The following is a 22,938-nucleotide window of genomic DNA, read 5'->3' on the forward strand; positions in this document are numbered from 1 at the left end:
AACGTGAGCATTCTGCAACTCTCTCTCTTACTTGTTCTTGCGCCCCTGTTTGGTTCTATCGTGGCCGGTTTATTTCGCAGTCAGATTGGACGCACTGGTGCGCATACTGTAACCATTGCCGGTGTGGGATTTTCTTTCATACTCGCTTTGTATGTTGCCATTGCAGTCCTCGGCGGAAGTGCTGAAGCCGTGAATGCAGATTTGTACACCTGGGCAAGTGGTGGCCAGCTGTTCCCTTATGCCTTTCACATCGGTTTTCTGATTGATCCCTTAACCTGTGTGATGCTGGTGGTTGTTACCTTTGTTTCCTTGCTGGTACATATCTACAGTATTGGGTATATGGCTGACGATGATGGCTATCAGCGTTTTTTCAGCTATATCTCCCTGTTTACCTTCATGATGCTGATGCTGGTTACTGCCAACAATTTCCTGCAATTGTTTTTTGGCTGGGAAGGCGTGGGCCTTGTTTCCTATCTGCTTATCTCTTTCTGGTTTCAGCGTAACTCGGCCATTGAAGGCGGCTTAAAGGCCTTTTTAGTCAACCGGGTAGGGGATTTTGGCTTCGTGCTCGGCATAGGAATGGTCCTCGCGTACACAGGAAGCCTTGATTACGAAACAGTTTTTAAGAGTGCGACTGTACTGAGCCATCAGAGTATTCAATTATACACTGGTTATAACTGGAGCGTTCTCACTGTTATCTGCATCCTGCTGTTTATCGGCGCCATGGCTAAATCAGCGCAGGTTCCCCTTCATGTCTGGCTGCCTGAATCGATGGAAGGTCCTACCCCTATTTCAGCCCTGATTCATGCCGCAACCATGGTTACGGCCGGTGTGTTCATGGTGGCACGTATCTCACCCATGATGGAATACTCATCAACAGCGTTGAACTTTATTCTGGTCATCGGCGCAACAGGTGCGTTATTCACAGGCATTCTCGCGCTTGTCATGAATGACATCAAACGAGTAGTTGCCTATTCTACATTGTCACAGCTTGGATATATGATGGTTGCCATGGGGGCTTCGGCCTACAGTGCCGGTATGTTCCATTTGTTAACACATGCCTGCTTTAAGGCGCTGCTTTTCCTCGGTGCCGGCTCGGTGATTATTGGTATGCACCATGAGCAGGATATGAGAAAAATGGGTGGTCTGTGGCGTAAAATGCCAATCACTTACGTCACCTTCGTAATTGGAAGTCTGGCTTTATGCGCGATTCCGCCGTTCGCTGGTTTTTACTCAAAAGATACCATCATTGAGGCAGCGAAAATCTCGGAAATGCCAGGAAGCGCTTATGCATATTTCTGTGTCCTTGTTGGTGCCATGGTTACCGCACTCTACACTTTCCGATCTTTGTTTATGACCTTCCATGGCAAGCCACGAATGGATGACCATACCCTGTCGCACGTGCATGAGTCGCCATGGGTTGTGCTGTTCCCGCTAATCGTTCTGGCAGTGCCTTCTGTTATGATTGGCTATGTACTGTATATGCCAATGCTCTATAACAGTCCATCCATGCTTGCTGGATCACTTTTTGTCCTGCCAGAGCATAATGTGCTGGCTGAACTGGCTCACGAAGTCAGCTCGCCATTGCATTCGGCGCTTGAGTCCATCACAACCCCCACGTTCTGGCTGACAATCACAGGGATTGTGCTGGCGTGGCTGTGTTACATTCTTGTGCCATCAATTCCTGCCATGCTGGCGCGTAAATTCTCCTGGGTATACCGCCTGTTATTAAACAAATACGGTTTTGATGCTCTGAATGAACGCATTATTGTTCCATTCTTCAAATCACTGGGACGATTCTTCTACCAGGTTGGCGATCAGAAACTGATTGATGGTTTCCTGGTTAACGGTACCGGTCGCACCGTACGCTGGCTGGCCAATAAAGGTCGTCTGTTACAAAGTGGTTATATCTATACCTATGCAACCGTTATGGTGATTGGGTTGTTTGGTTTTTTATGCTGGTTGCTTCTGGCTTGATATAAAACAATAGTATGAAATGGCCGGCAGCATCCTCTGTTGTCGGCTTGAGCGGGATTCAGTAGTTGAATATAAGGTGAAGGTATGCATTATTTGCTTAGTTTATTGATTTGGTTGCCGATCGTGGGTGGCGTATTTATATTGCTTACCGGTGACGACAGCAATCCGAATGTGTCTCGTTACCTGTCGTTATTTACCGTAATTCTGACGTTGATAGCCTGTATACCGCTGGTCAATGGTTTTGATCTGAATGAACACAGCATGCAGTTTGTTGAAGAAATTCCGTGGATGCCGTCGCTCGGAATCAATTACAGTCTGGGTGTCGATGGGCTATCGGTCCTTTTGATTGTATTAAGCCTGTTTACCAACCTGATTGTCATTCTTGCCACCTGGGACAGTATACGCAAACGTGTATCACAATACCTTGCAGCATTCCTCATTATGCAGGGCCTGCTCGTTGGTGTTTTCGCAGCAACAGATGCCATATTATTCTATATCTTCTGGGAAGCAACCCTGATCCCGATGTACCTGATTATTGGTATCTGGGGATCGGATAACCGTGTCTATGCGGCTATTAAGTTCTTTCTCTATACCTTCCTTGGTTCGGTGCTTCTGCTGGCCTCTCTACTGTATATGGGCTTTTTGCTGGGATCGTTTAAGATTGAAATGCTGTATGCACTTAAGTTGAGCATGTCAGCGCAGACCCTTATCTTTATCTCATTTTTTCTCGCTTTCGCCATCAAAATCCCCATGTTTCCAGTGCATACCTGGTTACCTGATGCGCATACGGAAGCCCCCGCGGGTGGTTCCATCATGCTGGCAGCGATTCTGCTTAAGCTGGGTGCGTACGGATTTATCCGCTTTGCCCTGCCCATTGTTCCAGATGCCTGCGCCAGATTTGCTCCTGTTATGATAGCCTTGTCGCTGATCGCTGTCGTCTACGTTGGTCTGATTGCTGTTATTCAGAAAGATATGAAACGCCTTATTGCATATTCATCGATATCACACATGGGCTTTGTCACGCTTGGCTGCTTTGCCATCTTCGCCATTGCCAGGCATTCTGGTCTGAGCAACGCGGGCTTACTGCTCGAAGGGGCCATTGTTATTATGATTTCCCATGCGTTTGTTTCCAGCGCGATGTTTGCCGGGGTTGGCTTCATTTACGAGCGGATGCACACCAGGCAGTTAAGTGATTTTGGTGGTATTGTGAATACCATGCCCGTTTTTGCATCGTTCTTTATGCTCTTTGCCATGGCGAATGCCGGTCTGCCCGGAACTTCCGGCTTTGTTGGAGAATTCATGGTGATTCTGGCCAGCGTTAAAGCCAGCTTCTGGATTGCTTTCTGGGCCGCATCAACCCTGGTGATAGGTGCTGCCTATACTCTGTGGATGTATAAGCGTGTAATTTTTGGTGCGGTTGCCAATGATAAGGTTGCGGCTCTTCGTGATCTGACAGGGTTCGAGCTTAGCGCTTATGTGTTGCTCGCCTTCATGGTTGTCGCGATGGGTGTCTATCCAAAGCCCATGCTTGATTACGTTCATCAGACGGTGAGTCACACTCTGGCTCAAGCCGATAAATCAAAATTATAATTAGCAGGTAAACTTTGTCATGATGCCAATACTCGATAATTTCCAATTCGCTTTACCTGAAGTGATCATTCTGGTTACCGCATGCCTTGCGTTGCTGGCAGATCTGTTCCTGCGCCAGCGCTATCAGAATATCGCTCTGCATGTGATATATTCTGGGCTTGCATTAGCGGTAATCGTTTGCCTTGTGCTGATGGGTAACTTTAAGACCATCGCCTTTGGCGGCTTGTTTATCAGCGACGACGCCGGCCTGTTAATGAAGATATTTATCTGTCTGAGCGTGTTTTTGTGCTTTTTCTATTCTGGCGAGTACATTAAGGAACGTCATATTCCCGTGGGTGACTATTATACGCTGGGTTTGTTTTCAACTCTGGGAATGATGGTACTGGTTTCTGCTCATTCCATGCTGACTCTGTACCTGGGACTGGAGCTTTTATCCCTGCCACTGTACGCGATGACCGCGATCAGGCGTACCAATGCCAATGCTGCTGAGGCCGCGATTAAATACTTTGTTATGGGCGCTATTGCCTCTGGCATGCTGCTCTATGGTCTGTCGTTACTTTACGGTGTGACTGGAAAGCTCGACTTACTCGATATTTCCAATGCCATAGCAGCCAACTGGCAGACACACAGCCTGCTGCTTTCCTTTGCAATGGTCTTTATCCTCGCCGGTGTTGGTTTCAAGCTGGCAGCCGTGCCATTCCATATGTGGGCTCCCGATGTTTATCAGGGTGCGCCTACATCCGTTACACTGTTTATCAGCGCCGCGCCGAAAATTGCAGCTGTTGGCATGGCCCTGCGTGTGCTGACAATTGCCTTGCCTGGTGTTGCGGTTGAATGGCAGAAAATGATACTGGTGATGGCCTTGTTATCAACGGGTATCGGTAACCTGCTTGCTGTTACGCAAACAGATATCAAACGTCTGTTTGCCTATTCCGCCATTGCACACATTGGGTACGCCTTATTTGGAATACTGGCGGCTACAACGGCTGGGTATTCAGCTGCCCTTTATTATATACTGGTCTATGCCATTATGACCGTTGCCGCTTTTGGTCTGATTGTGCTGCTTTCACGTCACGGCATAGAGATTGATAAAATTGATGATTTAAAAGGGCTGAATAAACGTAATCCATGGATTGCCTTTATGATGCTGATAGTCATGTTTTCCATGGCCGGCGTACCGCCTACGGTTGGCTTTTTTACCAAGTTATTTGTCCTGAAGGCACTTGTCGCCGCTGACATGACCTGGGTGGCCGTGTTCGGCCTGATCTTCGCGGTTATAGGTGCCTACTATTACATTAAAATCGTGAAGATTATGTATTTTGATGAAGCAACTGATAAGCAGGCCATTCATCTTCCACGTTCGGCAACGCTGATCTATTCCATCAATTGCCTGTCGTTACTGTATATGGGTATATTTCCAGCCAGTTTGATTAATGCCTGTATGGGAGCATTTGCCTGATTTGCTGGCTATAAAGAAATAAGTGTGTATAAAAGTAAAAAACAGTTGCTAAATTCAAAAAAATGCGTATAATTCTCAACAGTTGATGCGGGGTGGAGCAGCCTGGTAGCTCGTCGGGCTCATAACCCGAAGGTCGTAGGTTCAAATCCTGCCCCCGCTACCACTACTAAAAGCCCCATTTATGGGGTTTTTTATTATCCAGGAAAAAGACAGCTTAACGCCTTGACGACCTGAATAATACTGATTGTTGGTCATTCAATACACCTGGCCACGTTTTTCAGCAATGCAGGTACGCTCTGGTGTTGTTCGATCATTTAGCCTGACGTCTTTACTTATGCGTGTGGACTTGCAGGATACGCTGGCAGAGCTTTTCCGGAATGACGCGTAGTATTTTAAAACCTTGGCGGATGAAGAACGGTCTATGATTAGAGAAGATATTCAAGAATTATTTCAACCTGTTGTTACCGAGCTCGGATATCAGCTGTGGGGTTGCGAATATTTACCACAGGGAAAACATTCCCTTTTACGCGTTTATATTGATAAAGAAGGTGGTGTTGGCATAGGCGATTGCGAGATTGTCAGCAGAGAAGTCAGTGCCTTACTGGACGTTGAAGATCCCATTTCAGGCAATTACAGCCTGGAAGTATCTTCACCGGGCCTTTCCCGCCCTTTATTCTTTATCGAACATTATCAGCAATATATCGGACACAGTGTTCAGCTGAAGCTGTATAAGCCTATAAACGGCAGTCGTAAGCTGGTCGCCGTAATTGAGTCCGTAAGCGACGAGGCGATTTTCCTGAGCGTAGGAAACGAAGAGATCGAAGTACAATTTTCCCAAATTGTGAAAGCAAACCTGACAGGCGAGTGAGGCCAACAATGAGTAAAGAATTGTTATTAGTTGCCGAGGCATTATCAAACGAGAAAGGTGTCAGCAAAGACGTTGTTCTGCTGGCTATTCAGGCGGCTCTCGAGTCCGCAACCCGCAAATTGGCCGCTGAAGAGATTGGTGTCAGGGTAAACCTGGATAATCGCACCGGTGAGTATGAAACCTTCCGTTACTGGGATGTTGTCGCAGATGAAGATCTTGAATCCCCCAGTACTCAGATTGCCTTAAGTGAGGCTCGCGAGCGTTCCCCATCCATTGAGGTTGGCGATCGCATTGAAGAGCCAATGGCTTCCATTGAGTTTGGACGTATTGCCGCACAGACGGCCCGCCAGGTTATCATGCAAAAGGTTCGTGAAGCCGAACGTCAGCAGGTTGTGGATCAGTTTCAGCACAAATTGGGGCAACTTGTCTACGGAACAGTAAAAAAAGCTACACGCGACAACATTATTATTGATTTGGGTGGCAAGGCAGAGGCCTTTATGCCACGTCAGGAAATGCTGCCAAATGAAATGTTTCGTCCAAATGATCGTGTTCGCGCCTATCTGTATGAAATTACACCTCAGGCACGTGGCCCGCAATTGTTTGTCAGCCGTGTCCGCAACGAAATGCTGATTGAGCTGTTTCGAATTGAAGTGCCCGAAATTGGCGAAAATATTATTGAAGTGAAAGCCGCAGCGCGAGATCCGGGTAATCGAGCCAAGATTGCAGTTAAAACAAACGATGGTAGAATTGATCCCGTGGGTGCCTGTGTCGGAATGCGTGGCGCACGTGTCCAGGCTGTATCAACCGAACTCGGTGGTGAGCGTGTTGATATTATTGTCTGGGATGATAATCCGGCTCAGCTCGTCATCAATGCCATGGCTCCAGCAGATATCACATCCATCGTTGTGGATGAAGATACTCATACGATGGATTTAGCAGTTGAAAAGGAACAGTTATCTCAGGCGATTGGACGCAATGGTCAAAACGTCCGCCTGGCCAGCCAGATGACCGGCTGGACACTGAATGTAATGACAGTAGAAGACTTTAACAGCAAAAGTCAGCAGGAATCGAGTAAGATTATTAATCTGTTTACTACATCCCTCGATATTGATGAAGAATTTGCTCAGCTTTTAGTGAATAATGGTTTTTCTTCTCTGGAAGAAATTGCCTACGTACCCAAAGAAGAGCTGATGGTTATCGAAGAATTTGATGACGAAATCGTCGAAGAATTACGAAACCGGGCTAATGATGTTCTGTTGGCTCTGGCGCTGAGCGGCGGTGGTGATTCAACCCTTACTTCGTCTGATGATATCAAGGCGATGGAAGGAATGACTGATGAGTTAGCCGCCAGTCTGATCGCGAAGGGTATCAAAACAGTTGAAGATCTGGCTGAGCAGTCGGTTGATGAACTGCTTGATATCGAAGGCATGACAGAAGAAAAAGCCGGCACATTAATTATGAAAGCCCGCGAACCATGGTTTCTATGATAAAGACCGGGGATATAAAATGAGGGAGTACGCGTTGAAACCGGGCATAATTTAGCAATAAGTCAGCCCGTTTTCGCCAGTACCGCCTGTTATTTATATACCCCTTAATAACGCAAGACGTAACAGTACACGAGCAATTTACTGATAAATTGCTGTAAGGGGATCAATAATATGGCGGATGTAACGGTTAAACAATTGGCTCAGGTTGTGGGTATTCCGGTTGAGCGCTTATTGAACCAGTTGCAGGAAGCGGGGCTATCTTTCACTGGCGATGAACAAACGGTAAATGAAGATCAGAAGCGAATCTTGCTTAATCACTTAAAAACCAGCGGTAAACGCGAGATGCCCGAGCGTTTTACTCTTCAAAGAAAGAGTCTTACTCAGGTAACTCTGGGTAATGATGCACACAAAGGTAAAACCATCAACGTCGAATTCAGAAAGAAGCGAACCTTTGTGAAAAGAACCGTGGCTGAAGAGCAGGTTCCTGAACCAGAAGTCGCTGTTGATGAAACGCCTGTGGAAGCTATTGAGACAGCTTTGCCTGAAATGGCTGAATTACCCGCCGTCGAAGAGAACGTTAGCGCTGAGGGTGAAAGCGAAACGCCTGCCGAGGTGGTGCTGCCTGAGAGCGACAACCGTGTTGAGGATTTATTAAACGCTGAGGTACTTGCTGAGCAGGAAGTCAGCGTTGAGGAAGCAGCTGTTCAGGTTTCAGATGCCGATAAAGCGAATAAAAAGAAACCTGTCGATAAAAAAGAATCTGAAACTGATAAGGGCGACAATAAAAAATCCCGTAAAAAGGGTAAATATCAGGCGCCACAGGCTGATGACGATGACGCCGGTTCGCAGGGTCGCTTCAAACGCAATAAGTCCCGTAAACGCAAGGGCAACGAAAAATCAGACAAATACCGTGAAGCAGAAGAAGCTCTGACGCATGGCTTTGCGATGCCAACGGCTCCCGTTGTCCGCGAAGTTCTGATTCCTGAAACGATTACTGTAGCTGAGCTGGCCAAACGTATGTCGGTTAAGGCAGCTGAGGTGATCAAGGTCATGATGGGCCTGGGTGCCATGGCCACCATCAATCAGGTTATTGACCAGGATACGGCTTTAATCGTGGTTGAGGAAATGGGGCATAAGGCTCGAATTTTAAAAGAAGATGCTATTGAGCAGACGCTCGGAGACGCCATCAGTAAGGGTAGCCTGAGCGAATCGCGGGCTCCCGTGGTGACCATCATGGGTCACGTAGACCATGGTAAAACGTCTTTGCTTGACTATATTCGCCGAACCAAGGTGGCATCCGGAGAAGCGGGTGGTATTACACAGCACATCGGCGCATATCACGTCAGCACGCCCAAAGGCGATATAACATTCCTCGACACACCAGGCCACGCCGCGTTTACTGCCATGCGTGCCCGTGGTGCGCAGGCCACCGATATTGTTGTTCTGATTGTGGCGGGTGACGATGGTGTCAAGCCGCAGACTATCGAAGCGATTCATCATGCCAAGGCTGCCAAGGTTCCTGTTATTGTTGCTGTTAACAAAATGGATAAGCCAGGTGTTGATCTCGACCGTGTCATGAACGAACTATCGGCTTATGAAGTCATTCCTGAAGCATGGGGTGGTGATACCATGTTTGTCAGCATATCGGCAAAAACCGGTATGGGTATTGATGAGCTGCTGGATGCGATTCTGCTCCAGTCCGAAGTATTAGAATTAACGGCTCATACCGATGGTGCTGCCAAAGGTGTGGTCATTGAGTCCAGACTCGATAAGGGACGTGGTCCCGTTGCGACGGTTCTGGTTCAAAATGGTACTCTGCGCAAAGGCGATATTCTGCTGGCTGGTTTCCAGTATGGCCGTGTTAAGGCGCTGGTCAGTGACAGCGGCGTTTTAATTGACAGCGCGGGTCCATCTATTCCGGTTGAAGTGCTGGGTCTTTCGGCTATTCCTCATGCCGGAGACGAGGCCGTTGTGGTTCCTGACGAGAAAAAGGCACGTGAAGTGGCTCTGTTCCGTCAAGGCAAGTTCCGGGATGTGAAACTGGCTCGACGTCAAAAATCCTCACTGGAAGGCATTTTTGAAAACATGGCAACCGCTGAAGTCAAATCCTTAACGATTGTACTTAAGGCAGACGTACAGGGTTCCCTGGAAGCCATTTCAGACGCTCTGGTTAAACTGTCCAACGATGAAGTGAAGGTAGAAATTATTTCCAGCGGTGTGGGTGGTATTACGGAGTCTGACGTTCAGCTGGCCATTGCATCCAATGCCATTCTGATTGGATTCAACGTTCGTGCCGATGGTGGCGCCAAACGACTGGCTGAGCAGGAATCGGTGTCTCTTCACTATTTCAGTGTTATTTATGACATCGTGGATCAGATCAAGGGTGCTCTCACTGGAATGCTGGCACCGCAGTTTAAAGAAGAGATTATTGGTATTGCCGAAGTCCGTGATGTGTTCCGTTCTCCCAAGCTGGGCGCAATTGCCGGGTGTATGGTGATTGAGGGTATTATCAAGCGTAATAATCCTATCCGTGTGTTGCGTAATAACGTTGTTATTTACGAGGGCACGCTTGAGTCTCTGCGCCGTTTCAAAGACGACGTGCTGGAGGTTCGTCAGGGCTTTGAATGCGGAATTGGTGTTAAAAACTACAATGACATCAAGGCTGGCGATTTAATTGAAGTATTTGAAACCATCGAAATTAAGCGAGATTTATGAGTAATGAGTTCAAGCGCAGTGATCGTGTAGCAGAAATGCTGCAGCGATTACTGTCGCAGGTTATTCAGCAGGAAATTAAAGATCCACGTATGCCGGCCTTTGTGACCATTTCGGCTGTAAAAATGTCGCCTGATTTAGGTCACGCCAAGGTTTATTTCACTGTTTTTAACAGTGACATTGCCCTGACAGCACAAATTCTGAACGCAGCATCCAGTTATTTACGCTCGGCTATTGCACGCTCGACCAAGCTGCGTATCGTGCCCCAACTGCATTTTGTTTATGACGAGTCCATCGAGTATGGACGTCGTCTGGGCAAGCTGATCGATGAGGTTAACCCTCCAGAGCAAGATGACGAACAAATCTGAGTGCATTTTACCCATAAACGGTATTCTGCTGTTGAATAAGCCTCAGGGCCTGTCCTCGAATGCCGTCTTGCAGAAAGCCAAACGCCTTTTCAAGGCCAGAAAGGCAGGGCATACTGGCAGTCTGGATCCGCTTGCTACGGGCATGCTGCCCATTTGTTTTGGCGAAGCGACCAAACTCAGTCAGTACCTGCTGGATGCCGACAAATGCTATGAAGCAACCGGTCTGCTGGGTATTAAGACCAGCACGGCCGATTCCATGGGTGAAGTTTTAGAACAAATGGATGAGTTTCATATCAGCGAAGCACAGCTGCGTGACGCTTTGCAACAATTTACTGGCCTGACGCAACAGACTCCCTCCATGTTTTCGGCTCTAAAGCATCAGGGACAGCCCCTGTATAAACTGGCCCGTGCAGGCATCAGCGTTGAACGTAAAGCACGTGAGATTCTCATTGATGCGCTGAGCCTGCGTTCCTTTGACGGTCGATCATTTGAAATAACCGTGTCCTGCAGCAAAGGAACGTACATTCGCAATCTGGTTGAAGACATCGGCGACACGCTCGGTGTATATGCGCACGTAACACAGCTGCATCGAAAGCATACCGCAGGTTTTGATCAGGAGCCTATGTATACACTCGAGTCGCTACAGGAAATGACTGAATCAGAACGACTGGCCTGTCTGCTGCCCATGCAGCGGGCCATTCCCTCCATGCCTGAACTGCGGATTGAACATGTGGAGTTGACCCAGCTGCAGCAGGGAAGGACATTGGATTATCGAGAGCGTCAGGTCGAGCAGGGTCTCGTGCGCCTGAGCCTTGAAACCGGTGAGTTCGCCGGCATAGGCGAGATTGATGCCGATCACGTGTTAAAGGTCAAACGCCTGTTGGCCTGGTAGGAGCCTGTTATTTTTTCATTTTGCTGATCAAATAAGGAATAGAACACCAGCCGATTAATCCTTCAACTACCAAAACAAGACCAACGACCATAAAAAAAAACCGGCCCATACCAATGAGTGCGGCCAAAAACAAAATCGCACCAATCACCACACGATTTATTCTGTCGGTTTTATCAATATTACATTGCGTTGAAAACATGAGTGCTCCTTATCTCAATGAACCATTCTTCATAGTAGTCTGGGTCCTGGCCTACGGTGTGAAATCATTTGGCCCTCTGGCTAAATGACGCTTCACATGATAGCAATCATTACGTCGACCGGGCAAATATTTTGCATTAAGGCTTGTCTACCTGGTCATGACTTGGTAGAATGCTTCCTTTTATAAAGAACGCATTTGATTAAAGTCGGGAGTGAGCAATGTCGCTAACAAGCGTACAAAAGGCAGAAATAGTCGATCAATACAAACGAGCCGATAAAGATACCGGTTCTCCAGAAGTTCAAGTGTCTCTGATGACAGGTCGAATCAAATATCTGACAGAGCATTTCAAAGTAAACCGTAAGGATTTTCATTCCCGTCGTGGTTTGCAGGCTCTGGTTAACAAGCGTCGTAAATTGTTAAAATATCTGAAAAGAAACGATCAGGCACGTTACAAAACATTGATTCAAAGCCTTGGTCTTCGGGATTCTTATTAATAAACGGATTCCGCGTTGATGGTTCAGACAATTAATTTTGGTTAAAACGAAAAGCGCAGTTTTCTGCGCTTTTTTTTTATTAATTTTGTCCTTTCAGCGATGAATGGGACGAATACATACAAGAGGTAGCTACGTGGCTAAGATTACTAAAGAAATACGATTTGGCGAGCACATACTGACCCTGGAAACGGGCGAAGTTGCGCGTCAGGCAGACGGTGCCGTTATGGTCAGCATGGGCGGTACACAGGTTCTGGTGGCGGTGGTTGGGCGTCGTGATGGCGGCGAAAACAACAGCTTCTTCCCTCTGCGGGTTGATTACATTGAAAAAACCTATGCTGCTGGAAAAATTCCAGGCGGATTCAACAAGCGCGAAGGCCGTCCCAGCGAAATAGAAGTACTGACCAGCCGACTGATGGATCGTCCTCTGCGTCCTCTCTTCCCTGAAGGTTTTCAGAATGAAGTGCAGATTACCGCTACGGTAATGTCGCTGAACCCTGATGTATCTGCCGATATTCTGTCCATGATTGGTGCTTCTGCAGCTCTGGCCATATCCGGTATTCCTTTCCATGGCCCAATTGGTGCTGCCCGCGTAGGTTACAAGGATGGTGTTTACCTTTTGAACCCCGGCCACAAGGCGGTACAGAGCTCTGAGCTGGATCTGGTCGTTGCCGGTACACACGATGCCATATTAATGGTTGAATCGCAGGCCAGTGAACTGAGTGAGGAAGTGATGCTCGGCGCTGTTCTGTTCGGCCATGAAATGTTCCAGTCTGTTATCCGTGGTATTAACGAACTGGCTGCTGAAGCTGGAAAACCGGCGTGGAACTGGTCAGCCCCTGAGGTAGACCATGACTTAAAGCGCCGTGTTGCTGAACTGGCCAGTGCTGATGTAACCAGCGCGTATCTGCTGAAAGACAAACAGGAGCGTTACCAGCGCCTGGATGAAGTCCGCAGCCGTATTACGGCCATGATTGTTGAGGAACGCGCTGATGTCAATCTGTCTGCCGTCAGTGAGTACCTCAGCGATCTGGAAAAAAACATCGTTCGTAACCGGATTCTTGATGGCGAGCCACGTATTGATGGCCGTGATCAACGTACTGTTCGACCCATTACCATTCGTACTCGATTCCTTGAGCGCGCTCACGGTTCGGTTCTGTTCACCCGTGGTGAAACGCAGGCAATTGTTGCTGCTACCCTGGGTAACGAGCGTGACGCACAGAAACTGGACAGCCTCACAGGTGAATCCGTTGATCGCTTTATGCTGCATTACAACTTCCCTCCTTACTCGGTTGGCGAAACGGGTATGGTTGGCAGCCCAAAACGTCGTGAAATTGGCCATGGTCGTCTGGCCAAACGCAGTATGATGGCGGTATTGCCAACGGCTGCTGAGTTTCCCTACGTATTGCGCGTTGTGTCTGAAATTACCGAATCCAATGGCTCAAGCTCGATGGCAACCGTCTGCGGTGCCAGCCTGGCCTTGATGGATGCTGGTGTTCCTTTGAAAGCACCAGTTGCCGGTGTGGCCATGGGCCTGATCAAAGACGGTGAGCGCTTCGCTGTCCTGACGGATATTCTGGGTGATGAAGATCACCTGGGCGATATGGACTTTAAAGTAGCGGGAACCGAAAAAGGCGTAACGGCTCTGCAGATGGATATCAAGATTACAGGTATCACCAAAGAGATTATGTCTACCGCGCTGGAACAGGCTCTTGCCGGACGTCAGCATATTCTTGGTGTGATGAGCAATGCCCTGTCTGAGCATCGTACCGAATTGTCCCAGCATGCGCCCAGAATTACGACCATGAAGGTTGCTGAGGACAAAATCCGCACCATCATTGGTAAAGGCGGCGCGACGATCAAAGGTCTGACTGAAAGCACTGGTGTTTCTATCGACATCGATGACAGTGGTGTGGTTCAGCTGTTTTCGCCCGATATGAGCGCCCTGGAAGAAGCGCAGCGTCAAATCAAAGCCTTGATTGCTGATGTGGAAGTGGGCCAGACATACCGTGGTAAAGTCAGCAAAATCGTAGATTTTGGGGCGTTTATCAACCTGCTGCCTGGTAAGGATGGTTTGCTGCATATTTCTCAGATCTGCAATGATCGCAATCAAAAAGTAGATGCTGTTCTGAGTGAAGGCCAGGAAATTGAAGTGTTTGTCGCGGGTGTTGACAAGCAGGGTCGTGTGAAACTGGAGTGGAAAGACAAGCCTGCCGCCCCAGCTGCCGCAGCTGCTGCGGACGTGGTTGCTGCTGCTCCCGTGGAGTCTGCCGAAGCTGCCGCGGCTGATGAGTAATCATCACGCCAGCCAGTAAAAAAAGCCTGCTTCGCGCAGGCTTTTTTTATGTCATGAACGCGCTAACCAATCGTTGTCAGTAGGTTGGGCCTTGGCCCAACAATGGCTCTGGTGAGATATTCTTTGTTGGGCCGAGGCCCAACCTACTGATATCAGGATAATTGTGATGAATATTGATTCAAGGCGCTCTAGCGTATCAGTTGCAAAAACTCATGCCGACTGGCAACCTGCGTGCGCATGTCGCCCAGCATAACGGACGTGACCATGGTGGAGTTTTGTTTTTCAACACCACGCATCATCATGCACATATGCTTTGCTTCAATAACAACGGCTACACCACGGGCATTCGTGATGGTCTGGATGCAGGAGGCGATTTCATCGGTTAAGCGTTCCTGAATCTGCAGCCGTCGTGCAAAATAATCCACAATTCTGGCTATTTTGGACAGACCAAGCACCTTGCCATTGGGTAGATAACCAACGTGACAGGTTCCCAGAAAAGGCAGCAGATGATGTTCGCACATGGAAAACAGCTCGATGTCTTTAACAATCACCATTTCGCTCATGTCTGAGGTGAAGAGAGCGCCATTGATGATGTCGTCCAGATTTTCGCGGTATCCTTTGGTCAGGTAGCGCATGGCGTTGGCTGCCCGTTCTGGTGTATCCTGCAGACCCTCACGAGTGACGTCTTCACCCAGTTCGGTTAAAATTTGTTTGTATAGTTGATGCATGAAAAATATCCTAACCAGGGGGCCACGTCATTTGTCGGCCACCCAGAAGATGTAAGTGTATGTGGTAAACTTCCTGCCCACCACCCGGGTTTACATTAAAGACCAGACGATATCCCTGTTCACTGATTTGTTCACTCTGCGCCAGATTTTTTGCCATCAGGAGCATGCGTCCCAGCAACGCTTCGTCGTGGGCCTCGTTCAGGGTAGGAATGTGTTGTTTCGGGATGATCAGCACATGAGTCGATGCCTGCGGTCTGATATCACGAAAGGCCAGCAGCTCGTCAGTTTCAGCGACGATGGTTGCCGGGATGTCTTTTTGAACAATCTTACAAAAGAGGCAGCTCATGATGAATCCGGATGCGTGTGAATAACCAGTGATTATACTCAGTATCCACCTGAAAAAGTAGCATTGTGCCTTATTTTTCCCCGCACGAAAATAAATAACAGTATGTCATAAAATGATTCATAATGTTCTCTTAAGATTATTCTTGTATCATAATATCATTTGATTTTAGGGATGAGTTACCTATGCCTTTGGTTAATGAAAACGAATGGGAAACCGCCGAGCGCTATCTTTCCAGCGCTCCCAATGGCCAAAAACTGGCCTATTCGGTAGTAGGTAGCGGAGCCAGAACCAGCCGTCCTGATTTATTCAAAGAGTATCAGACTACCCATTCCTTCATTAAGATAAACAATGAGATTTTTTTTATTCACCGCTCTCTGATTGGCAGTGGTGCTTATGGCCGGGTAAAGTACATTGAAAATCGCCGTGGCGAGCTCTTTGTGGTAAAGATAGAATCAGAATTCAGCAATGGGCGTGAACAGGCTATTCTGTACGACCTCGGGCTTTCTAACGGGAGTGTTGAGTCTCCTGATACCGAGAAAAACTACACGCAGATTAAATATCTGGGGCTGTCTCTGGACAAGGTTCTGGAGCAGCCACAGGCGCTGGATGAGGCGCGCCGTTTTCGCCTCGCCATCAGCCTCTGCGCCAGCGTTCATCGCTTGCATCATGGCCTTGATTCCCGCAGTGGCAAAGGCTATGCGCATCTGGATTTAAAAAGCAATAATTGTACGGTAGATGAGCATGATAACGTCCATCTGATAGATTTTGGTGCAGCAGAGGCTCATGTCGACAGCGTTCTAAGCAAATCGATGGGCACCTATGTCTACGCGCCACCGGTCAACCATAGCATGACAAAATATCAGTACGACAGCCTTGCTCTGGCGCGCACCCTGTACTGGTCGAGAGGATTCCACAGTGCTGATGGTTACAGTGAGGATTATGACTTTCCCTCCGTGCTGACTAAAAAAATGATAGATGAGAACGGCCTTGATGAGCTTTTCAACAAATCAGCAAGGTATCGCCCGACACTGGAATCGTTTATTGAGGACAAGACGACGCCCCTGATGTACGCGGCGCGCCTGGTTGCCTGTTATTACCATGTTGCGGTTTCCACCGATGCCCTGAGAAACAACCGGTTATTGTGTCTGGTACTGCTGAAGCTGCATGAGAGCGGCGCCGATGCCTCTGAGATAAGGCTTGCAGCGAATGACCTGGAAGAGTATCTCATCGTTAAGAGTGGCCGTCGTGATTCTTTTCCAGTCATTAAGGCGCGTACCCTCAATGCAGAGCTAAAGCTTGGGGTTGAACCAGGGGATTTGGCTGAGGGTTCGGAGAAGGTTTTATTAATTAATCATCTGGATGCTCATGATTTATTGATGCACTGGAAGACGATTGAGCTATTTTCCCGCAAGTGGCGGCGCGGGTTGATGAATGGCTCACCTGAGTTTTTGCGTGCGGTAAAAATGATTCTGGACGAGACGCATGAACTCACATCCAATGAAGCGGCTTTCCGTCGTAATTGTCTTAAGGACTTGTTTGCCAGGCCAGAACTGGCCGGGCATGTTTCGGCAAACGTGATTAAGGCGAGACGATATCAGAAGCAATTTAATTTTGAGCATTTTTCCAGGTTTCCCCAGGCCATCGACACGATTCTACTGAATGCCATGTTGAAAAAATATGCGTTGCTGCCCTATAAAAACCACATCCTGGAAATACCCTCTCTGCCTGACTTTATTCTCTCACCCTGGGTGTCTGAACGTTTTATGAATAAGCTGAGGGCTGATTGTGGGGCTGATTGTGTCGGACAAAAAACCTGGCTGGATATGTACAGGAAAGAGATGCCTCTGGTTGAGCTTTTGCATCGTCGTGGTGTAAAAACAATCGATATCGGGACCCTGAACGAAGAGTATGCCGCTGTCGTACGCATCTGTGATCGTGTTTTGACCATGCACTCGGAGTTTCAACGCACCCTGAACCAGTTTTTTTATGACTCAGCCCGCTATCTGCCTGGCAATGTTAATCCGGTTCGGGCTGTTAATGCCCTTGCTGATGCCGGCGCGGACAATCTCGTGCTGTGGCTGCGCCGAATGAGGGCCAGCAGTCCAGCCGAGGCTGCACGGATTTACATCAGGGCGGCTTGCCTGCTCGCCGAACAGGGGGCTTCATCGGAGCGATATAATGAGGTTTTAAATGCCCTGGAGTCCAGCGGGAATACCATGGAAGCACTGAGGCATGCTGCTAACGAAATCTGTGGCAGGAATGTCTGTGATCAGGTCATGGTAATCAGGCCTTACGCCGTGGGTAACCACGCCGTTGCAGTTCAGGATGAGGAACCCGTGGCCTTACAAATCATTGATCCCCGGAGTAACGTACTTGAAAAGCTGCAAAGGATCGGTGGTGGTCTGGACTGGTTACTCAGTGATTTTATTCAAAATACGCCGTCCTTGAATGAGTTTAATCATTTACTTAGTCTGGCCGATAGCGAAGATGACGTTTTTGCCTGCCTCAGACTGTGTGAGCAGCTGGATGCTCTGAGGCGCAAGGGCGCCAGCTTTGCTGTCGACAGTGAGCCCTGGCTGGCGTTTCAACGGCTGATTTCCAATGTCTCTGGCTCGATTGCCACCCGTTTTGAGAAGAACACCAATCCGGGATCACTATCCTTTGACAATCAGTGTCGTCTTTTGTATCGGGATGTCAGCCAGCATATTAATGAAGCGAGACCCGTATTGGGAGGGCACCGCGGCCTGTTAGGCTGGGTGGATTCCCTTCTGGCGGCCCTCGCGTCGCTCGTTTGTCTGCGCCCCGGGAATGGAGCCTCGCCGCATGCTTTTTTCCAGACCAGGTCCAACATCTTATTGAACCGCTTCGAACATACCGCACACAATATGTTGCCTTTCCAGGGAGCCTGACCATACCTATGATTTTGGGTGTTCAAAAAAAATATTAGATTTTTCAAACATGGATTGCGCAATAGTCTGGGTTTATGTCTATTATTTTATTAACACAAAAAAAAGGGAATGACTATCATGATAAACAAAACCATACTGGGTACAATAATGGGAGCCAGTTGTATTGTGTTAGCACCGATATCGTTTGCTGCAGCTGCAGAGGAAATGAGTAAGGATGAGTGGCTTGGTAAACTAAAAGACGTCGTTCCCGCCATGATCTGCACTAATTTTCTCAATAACGAAGGCGTCAGCAAACAGCTGAAAGTGTTTAATATTGATTACAGCAAATGCGTGTCCTTAATTCCTGCCAGCGTTGATAAATGTCGTGACAAGTATTACAAGGAAATTCCTGACAAGATTACCCGAGACAGCGCACAGCAATGGGGCAGCACCATTGGTCAGTGTATAGGAACGGATTTCGCCGTGACTCATTTATCATCTGCAGCACCTGAATCTGCCGCACCTGCGCCCAGTACAGCACCAGCCAGCGAACCCGTTACGGATACAGCCACGCCAGCCAAAACACCCACTCCGGAAGCAGCGGCTCCAGCTCCAGAGGCTTCTGCTTCTGATGCCTCGACCCTGACCAAAGATGCCTGGCTGGCAAAATTAAAAGCCGTGGTACCCGATTTAATCTGCAAAGGCTTTCTGGGTGATGAGTCACTGGGTAAACAGTTAGGCAAGCTGAACATCAATTACGATAAATGCGTGACCTTGATTCCAGCCAGCATGGACAAATGCGTGTCCGAACTTTATCCTGGCATTCCGGCAACGATTGACGATGAAAGCGCCGGCAAATGGGGACATGCCATTGGCGAGTGCATTGGCAAGGATTTCGCGGTTAAATACCTGATGTGATGAGGTAGATAGCGGAGCCTGTACATCATTGCGAACACAGTGAAGCAATCCCCGTTCGGAGCGCTGAACCATGGATTGCTTCGTTTCACTCGCAATGACGTATAGGCCCGGCCTCGCGCCCAATGCACGTTTTTTGCCTTTTTCCACACTTTTGCGCATAATACTCTGTCTTTTTTTAGTGGATGGTTTGAAATGGGCTTAATGAATATTGCAAGTGGTCGTAACGTACCGAACGAAATTAATGTCATCATCGAAATTCCCATGAACGGAGCGCCGGTTAAATACGAAGTAGACAAGGAAACCGGAACCCTGTTTGTTGATCGTTTCATGAGTACCGCGATGTTTTATCCGGTGAATTATGGATACATTCCCCATACGTTGTCTGAAGATGGTGATCCGGTTGATGTTCTGGTGGTCACGCCTGTACCCCTGGTCAGCGGTTCCGTTATTCCCTGCCGTGTCGTTGGCATGCTGAAAATGACCGACGAGGCCGGTGTGGACGCCAAATTGCTGGCTGTTCCCATCAGCAAGCTCACTAAAATGTACGACAACGTCAAAACCTACACAGATTTGCCTGAATCGCTGTTGGCTTCACTGGAGCATTTTTTCCAGCATTACAAGGATTTGGAAGTGGGTAAATGGGTGAAAATTGATGGCTGGGAAGGCATTGAGTCAGCGCACCGGGAAATTCTCGCCAGCGTCGAGCGTTTTCATCCTAAGGCATGATACAAGTAAACATCCCGATGCTTAGGCATTCGGGATGTTCCTGTGCTGTTACTCGGCAACTAAACCGATATTGACTCCGCGGCGAGACTGAATCCAGGTGCTGATAAACGGCGGCAGACACATCAGAAGCAAACCCGAAACCAGCGTTAACTCATAACGACCCACTGAACCAACATTGATACCATCTGGTGGCATAAAACTGACGACCAGCGTGGTGGTCACACCAATAATTCCGACGCCACACACAAACAGCAAACCAGGTAATCCCCCCGGAATACGAAAGCCTCGAGCCTGTTCTGGCTGTCTGATGCGCAGTTTAATGGCCGCGGCAAACATCAGCAGATACATCAGCATATACAATTGAGCGGCGAGGGCCGTCAGCAGCCAGTACGAACCGTTTACCGTCGGCATGAAGAGAAACAGCGTAGACAGGAGCGTTACAATAACTGCCTGGGCAACGAGCATGACAATAGGGGCGCCGTGTTGATTGGCGCGTTGAAAGAGCTGCGCCATGTTGCCATCGCGGGCTGCAACCATCAGGCCTTTGGTCGGGGCGATGATCCAGTTGCTGACGCCGCCCAGGCCACCCATCACCAGCATCAAGGCCACCACGGGCATCATGCCGGATAAATGATAACGGGCAAAGAACGCATCAAAAGCCTGCATGATACCGGCCACCAGATTAATATCCTGTTGTGGTAACACTACGGCAATGGCCAGTGAGCCTAAAATCAGGGTGCTGAGAATAATCAGCACAGAAATAACCAGCGCCTTGGGGAAGGCGTGCTGCGGGTTGTTGACGTCGTTGGCGTGTACGGTGGCAATTTCAATTCCACAAAAGGACATCATAATCGCGGTCAGGGAAACCCACAGAGATTTGTCCTGAATATGTGGGACGAGACTTTGTGCGTCGAATGACACCTGAGATGGATTGCCTCCCAGCAGCCAGGCGGCACCCAGACCGATAATCAGGGACATGGGCAGCAGCAGGCCTGACAGGGCACAGACGTTACTAAAGAGAGCTGAAGAACGCATGCCGCGCAGATTAATCAGCGTAGCGCCCCAAAACGAGGCCACGATAATGCTCCAGAGAAACCACGGATTACCAGTCAGGCCTGGGTTGATCAAATAACCAATAGTGCCTGCAACAAAAGATAAAATAGTCGGATACCAGATGACGTTTTCAATCCATTGCAGCCAGATAGCCAGAAAGCCGGTTTTTTTACCAAAGGCTTCCTTGACCCAGATATAAATACCGCCCTGTTTCGGCCAGCCAGAGGCCAGCTCGGCGGAGACAAGTGCTGTGGGAATTAAAAAAAACAAAGCGCCCAGTAAAAAGAAAAAAATCAACTGTCCGCCAAACAGGGCGGTAGCAGGCAAATTGCGGATGCTGTCTACGGAGCCTACCGTAATCATTGTCAGGCTGAAAATCGTTAATGCGTGTCTGTTACTGCTCATTGCATTCCTTCTTTGCTGTTAAAATGCGCGCTGATGGAGCATTATAACAACTTTTTATTAAAAAAAACTTAATAATAGAGTAAAAAATAAACAAAAAAACAGAGTAACTCTACTTTATACCGGCTGATTTGTAAATTGACTATCCTTCGGCCAGACCAAATAGTCACCGAACAAGTGACAGGCCTGACCAGCCTGCGCTAGACTGTGCTTTTTTAACTGGCGGGCTGTTCATGAGTGTCACTGATGTATTAACGACCCTGAGAGGGCGTTTGCCTGAACTGGAATGGCAGCTCCATAAGCCGGGCCTGTCCTTTTCGCCTAAATCCCTGCCTGCCGGTCTGTTCCGCACGCATCATGAAGAGCCAGCGCATTATATTGCTGAAATCAAAGCCGACATTAATACTCTCGCGGCACACCCCAATCCCCGTATTGTGCGTTATCTTGCTGAAAAAATTAATCAGAAAATCAACGTGCTGGTGAGCCTGTGCTCGCGTCATAACCGCGACAAACCGAGCCAGGAGCCAACAGGATTTATCGTGAATCAATTGACCACCAGGCGACAATGGCTGCAGTCTCTGGAGCTTGAAATTGAGCGGCTGGAAGAGCAGAAAAACGCGTTGTTGACAACGCTGTCTGAAAAAGACAGCCGCCGGGACAGCACGGTTGCTCTGAGGTTGCAGAGCGAGCTCGGTGCGCTGGAGAAAAAACTGACGCTGGCACGGGAAGCCTGGTTAAAGGCCACCCAGTAAAAGCCCGCCAGGTCAGGACTCGTTAAACAAGCGGATAGTTATCGATCAGGCGAACATCACCAATCAAGACTGCAGCGTAACGACGACCTTCATGTTCGGTCAGATACTCCACCTGAACACCCTGCTGCTGCAGTTCGGCCTGAATGCTGCTAAGGGGTTTGGTCTGATGAAAGCTACGGGCAAATGCCTCTGCCAGCAACTTCTGGGACGGGCTCAGACGATTATTGCGCGAACTGTATGCCAGACCGCTGCTTTCTCGAATGGTTGGGCAGGCCTGTATGTTGACTGGCATGAAAAAGGCCTTAACCATGTCTTTGATGAGCCGGTATTGCTGATAGTCCTTTTCACCAAAATAGGCCGTATGCGGCTTCACCAGATTTAACAGCTTCATGACGACCGTCAACACACCGTTGAAGTGACCAGGCCGGTGCTCCCCCTCCATCAGCAGACTCAGGGACGTCTCCTCCAGGCGGTAACGGTATTGATCCTGGTACATGGCCTCTTCGTCCGGCAGGAGGCAGCAGTCAACGCCTTCGCGTTCCAGCAGTTCCAAATCAGCGTCCACGCTGCGTGGATAGTGTATGAAGTCATCGGGTCGATTAAACTGCGTCGGGTTAATAAACAGGCTTACAACACTCATATCGTGTCGGGCCTTGCTGGTCGCCATCAAGGAGGCATGACCTGCGTGCAGATTACCCATGGTAGGTACAAAGCCAATCGATACGTCAGATTTGAGCGAGCGGCGGAATGCCTGCCACTCGTCCAGTTGGTGAAAAATGTGCATCG

Annotated in this window: 19 protein-coding genes and 1 tRNA gene; 15 read left to right on the forward strand and 5 right to left on the reverse strand. The window is 48.6% G+C overall.

Annotated features, from left to right (window positions below; genetic code table 11):
* Positions 1-3: 3 nt before the first annotated feature.
* The 9 genes from nuoL (at position 4) to truB (ending at position 11,353) form a co-directional block, all read left to right on the forward strand.
* The gene (gene nuoL, locus ACQUTA_RS05935) at positions 4-1,977 is read left to right on the forward strand and encodes an NADH-quinone oxidoreductase subunit L (protein WP_444987300.1); all 1,974 of its coding nucleotides are present in this window, start codon (positions 4-6) and stop codon (positions 1,975-1,977) included.
* Positions 1,978-2,061: 84 nt separating this feature from the next.
* Positions 2,062-3,567, forward strand: a complete 1,506-nt coding sequence (locus tag ACQUTA_RS05940; protein WP_444987301.1) for a complex I subunit 4 family protein — start codon at positions 2,062-2,064, stop codon at positions 3,565-3,567.
* A 19-nt stretch (positions 3,568-3,586) separates the two neighbouring features.
* On the forward strand, positions 3,587-5,026 hold the full coding sequence (nuoN, locus tag ACQUTA_RS05945) for an NADH-quinone oxidoreductase subunit NuoN (protein WP_444987302.1): 1,440 nt from the start codon (positions 3,587-3,589) through the stop codon (positions 5,024-5,026).
* An 86-nt stretch (positions 5,027-5,112) separates the two neighbouring features.
* Positions 5,113-5,189: transfer RNA gene (locus ACQUTA_RS05950), tRNA-Met, on the forward strand.
* A 258-nt stretch (positions 5,190-5,447) separates the two neighbouring features.
* Positions 5,448-5,894 (forward strand): ribosome maturation factor RimP, encoded by a 447-nt coding sequence (gene rimP / locus ACQUTA_RS05955; protein ID WP_444987303.1) that lies wholly within the window; start codon positions 5,448-5,450, stop codon positions 5,892-5,894.
* A gap of 8 nt (positions 5,895-5,902) precedes the next feature.
* A complete protein-coding gene (nusA, locus tag ACQUTA_RS05960) occupies positions 5,903-7,381 on the forward strand; it encodes a transcription termination factor NusA (RefSeq protein ID WP_444987304.1) in 1,479 nt (492 codons plus the stop codon).
* 171 nt (positions 7,382-7,552) lie between these two features.
* Complete coding sequence (gene infB, locus ACQUTA_RS05965) at positions 7,553-10,096, forward strand: translation initiation factor IF-2 (RefSeq protein WP_444987305.1); 2,544 nt, start codon at positions 7,553-7,555, stop codon at positions 10,094-10,096.
* Positions 10,093-10,461 (forward strand): 30S ribosome-binding factor RbfA, encoded by a 369-nt coding sequence (gene rbfA, locus ACQUTA_RS05970; protein ID WP_444987306.1) that lies wholly within the window; start codon positions 10,093-10,095, stop codon positions 10,459-10,461. Before infB ends, rbfA begins: the two co-directional genes overlap by 4 nt.
* Positions 10,445-11,353 (forward strand): tRNA pseudouridine(55) synthase TruB, encoded by a 909-nt coding sequence (truB, locus tag ACQUTA_RS05975; protein WP_444987307.1) that lies wholly within the window; start codon positions 10,445-10,447, stop codon positions 11,351-11,353. The genes rbfA and truB overlap by 17 nt, the downstream gene beginning before the upstream one ends.
* Before the next feature lie 7 nt (positions 11,354-11,360).
* On the opposite strand, the gene ACQUTA_RS05980 is transcribed toward truB, so the two are convergent.
* Positions 11,361-11,552, reverse strand: coding sequence for a YgaP-like transmembrane domain (locus ACQUTA_RS05980; RefSeq protein WP_444987308.1), 192 nt, complete (start codon positions 11,550-11,552; stop codon positions 11,361-11,363).
* 218 nt (positions 11,553-11,770) lie between these two features.
* Between ACQUTA_RS05980 and rpsO the strand changes: the two genes are divergently transcribed.
* Both rpsO and pnp read left to right on the forward strand, forming a co-directional pair.
* Positions 11,771-12,046, forward strand: a complete 276-nt coding sequence (gene rpsO / locus ACQUTA_RS05985; RefSeq protein WP_444987309.1) for a 30S ribosomal protein S15 — start codon at positions 11,771-11,773, stop codon at positions 12,044-12,046.
* A 133-nt stretch (positions 12,047-12,179) separates the two neighbouring features.
* On the forward strand, positions 12,180-14,339 hold the full coding sequence (pnp, locus tag ACQUTA_RS05990; RefSeq protein WP_444987310.1) for a polyribonucleotide nucleotidyltransferase: 2,160 nt from the start codon (positions 12,180-12,182) through the stop codon (positions 14,337-14,339).
* A 188-nt stretch (positions 14,340-14,527) separates the two neighbouring features.
* On the opposite strand, the gene folE is transcribed toward pnp, so the two are convergent.
* Together folE and ACQUTA_RS06000 are read right to left on the reverse strand one after the other, a co-directional pair.
* Positions 14,528-15,067: a GTP cyclohydrolase I FolE gene (folE, locus tag ACQUTA_RS05995; RefSeq protein WP_444987311.1), complete on the reverse strand. Its 540-nt coding sequence runs from the start codon at positions 15,065-15,067 to the stop codon at positions 14,528-14,530.
* Between the two features lie 10 nt (positions 15,068-15,077).
* Positions 15,078-15,413: a histidine triad nucleotide-binding protein gene (locus tag ACQUTA_RS06000; RefSeq protein WP_444987313.1), complete on the reverse strand. Its 336-nt coding sequence runs from the start codon at positions 15,411-15,413 to the stop codon at positions 15,078-15,080.
* Between the two features lie 182 nt (positions 15,414-15,595).
* Here ACQUTA_RS06000 and ACQUTA_RS06005 point away from each other — a divergent pair, with 182 nt between their 5' ends.
* The 3 genes from ACQUTA_RS06005 (at position 15,596) to ppa (ending at position 19,945) form a co-directional block, all read left to right on the forward strand.
* Positions 15,596-18,322: a protein kinase domain-containing protein gene (locus tag ACQUTA_RS06005; RefSeq protein WP_444987314.1), complete on the forward strand. Its 2,727-nt coding sequence runs from the start codon at positions 15,596-15,598 to the stop codon at positions 18,320-18,322.
* Positions 18,323-18,439: 117 nt separating this feature from the next.
* Positions 18,440-19,219 carry a hypothetical protein gene (locus ACQUTA_RS06010; protein ID WP_444987315.1) on the forward strand — a complete coding sequence of 260 codons (780 nt, stop codon included), beginning with the start codon at positions 18,440-18,442 and terminating at the stop codon, positions 19,217-19,219.
* Between the two features lie 192 nt (positions 19,220-19,411).
* Entirely contained in the window at positions 19,412-19,945 is a 534-nt protein-coding gene (ppa, locus tag ACQUTA_RS06015) for an inorganic diphosphatase (RefSeq protein WP_444987316.1), read from the forward strand.
* 48 nt (positions 19,946-19,993) lie between these two features.
* Here the strand turns inward: ppa and ACQUTA_RS06020 are convergent, their stop codons facing one another.
* Positions 19,994-21,403 (reverse strand): APC family permease, encoded by a 1,410-nt coding sequence (locus ACQUTA_RS06020; RefSeq protein WP_444987317.1) that lies wholly within the window; start codon positions 21,401-21,403, stop codon positions 19,994-19,996.
* A gap of 230 nt (positions 21,404-21,633) precedes the next feature.
* On the opposite strand from ACQUTA_RS06020, the gene priC reads away from it, so the two are divergent.
* On the forward strand, positions 21,634-22,152 hold the full coding sequence (gene priC / locus ACQUTA_RS06025; RefSeq protein WP_444987318.1) for a primosomal replication protein PriC: 519 nt from the start codon (positions 21,634-21,636) through the stop codon (positions 22,150-22,152).
* 22 nt (positions 22,153-22,174) lie between these two features.
* Here the strand turns inward: priC and panC are convergent, their stop codons facing one another.
* Positions 22,175-22,936 carry a pantoate--beta-alanine ligase gene (panC, locus tag ACQUTA_RS06030; protein WP_444987319.1) on the reverse strand — a complete coding sequence of 254 codons (762 nt, stop codon included), beginning with the start codon at positions 22,934-22,936 and terminating at the stop codon, positions 22,175-22,177.
* Between the last annotated feature and the right edge of the window lie 2 nt (positions 22,937-22,938).

The organism is Legionella navarrensis, assembly GCF_052527415.1.

Coding starts and splice junctions, on each gene's coding strand:
- infB (WP_444987305.1), top strand. CDS start 7,553: ATGGCGGATGTAACGGTTAAACAATTGGCTCAGGTTGTGGGTATTCCG.
- truB (WP_444987307.1), top strand. CDS start 10,445: ATGACGAACAAATCTGAGTGCATTTTACCCATAAACGGTATTCTGCTG.
- nusA (WP_444987304.1), top strand. CDS start 5,903: ATGAGTAAAGAATTGTTATTAGTTGCCGAGGCATTATCAAACGAGAAA.
- rbfA (WP_444987306.1), top strand. CDS start 10,093: ATGAGTAATGAGTTCAAGCGCAGTGATCGTGTAGCAGAAATGCTGCAG.
- rimP (WP_444987303.1), top strand. CDS start 5,448: ATGATTAGAGAAGATATTCAAGAATTATTTCAACCTGTTGTTACCGAG.
- ACQUTA_RS05980 (WP_444987308.1), bottom strand. CDS start 11,552: ATGTTTTCAACGCAATGTAATATTGATAAAACCGACAGAATAAATCGT.
- ACQUTA_RS06005 (WP_444987314.1), top strand. CDS start 15,596: ATGCCTTTGGTTAATGAAAACGAATGGGAAACCGCCGAGCGCTATCTT.
- nuoN (WP_444987302.1), top strand. CDS start 3,587: ATGATGCCAATACTCGATAATTTCCAATTCGCTTTACCTGAAGTGATC.
- ACQUTA_RS06000 (WP_444987313.1), bottom strand. CDS start 15,413: ATGAGCTGCCTCTTTTGTAAGATTGTTCAAAAAGACATCCCGGCAACC.
- ACQUTA_RS06010 (WP_444987315.1), top strand. CDS start 18,440: ATGATAAACAAAACCATACTGGGTACAATAATGGGAGCCAGTTGTATT.
- ACQUTA_RS05940 (WP_444987301.1), top strand. CDS start 2,062: ATGCATTATTTGCTTAGTTTATTGATTTGGTTGCCGATCGTGGGTGGC.
- ppa (WP_444987316.1), top strand. CDS start 19,412: ATGGGCTTAATGAATATTGCAAGTGGTCGTAACGTACCGAACGAAATT.
- folE (WP_444987311.1), bottom strand. CDS start 15,067: ATGCATCAACTATACAAACAAATTTTAACCGAACTGGGTGAAGACGTC.
- rpsO (WP_444987309.1), top strand. CDS start 11,771: ATGTCGCTAACAAGCGTACAAAAGGCAGAAATAGTCGATCAATACAAA.
- panC (WP_444987319.1), bottom strand. CDS start 22,936: ATGCACATTTTTCACCAACTGGACGAGTGGCAGGCATTCCGCCGCTCG.
- priC (WP_444987318.1), top strand. CDS start 21,634: ATGAGTGTCACTGATGTATTAACGACCCTGAGAGGGCGTTTGCCTGAA.
- ACQUTA_RS06020 (WP_444987317.1), bottom strand. CDS start 21,403: ATGAGCAGTAACAGACACGCATTAACGATTTTCAGCCTGACAATGATT.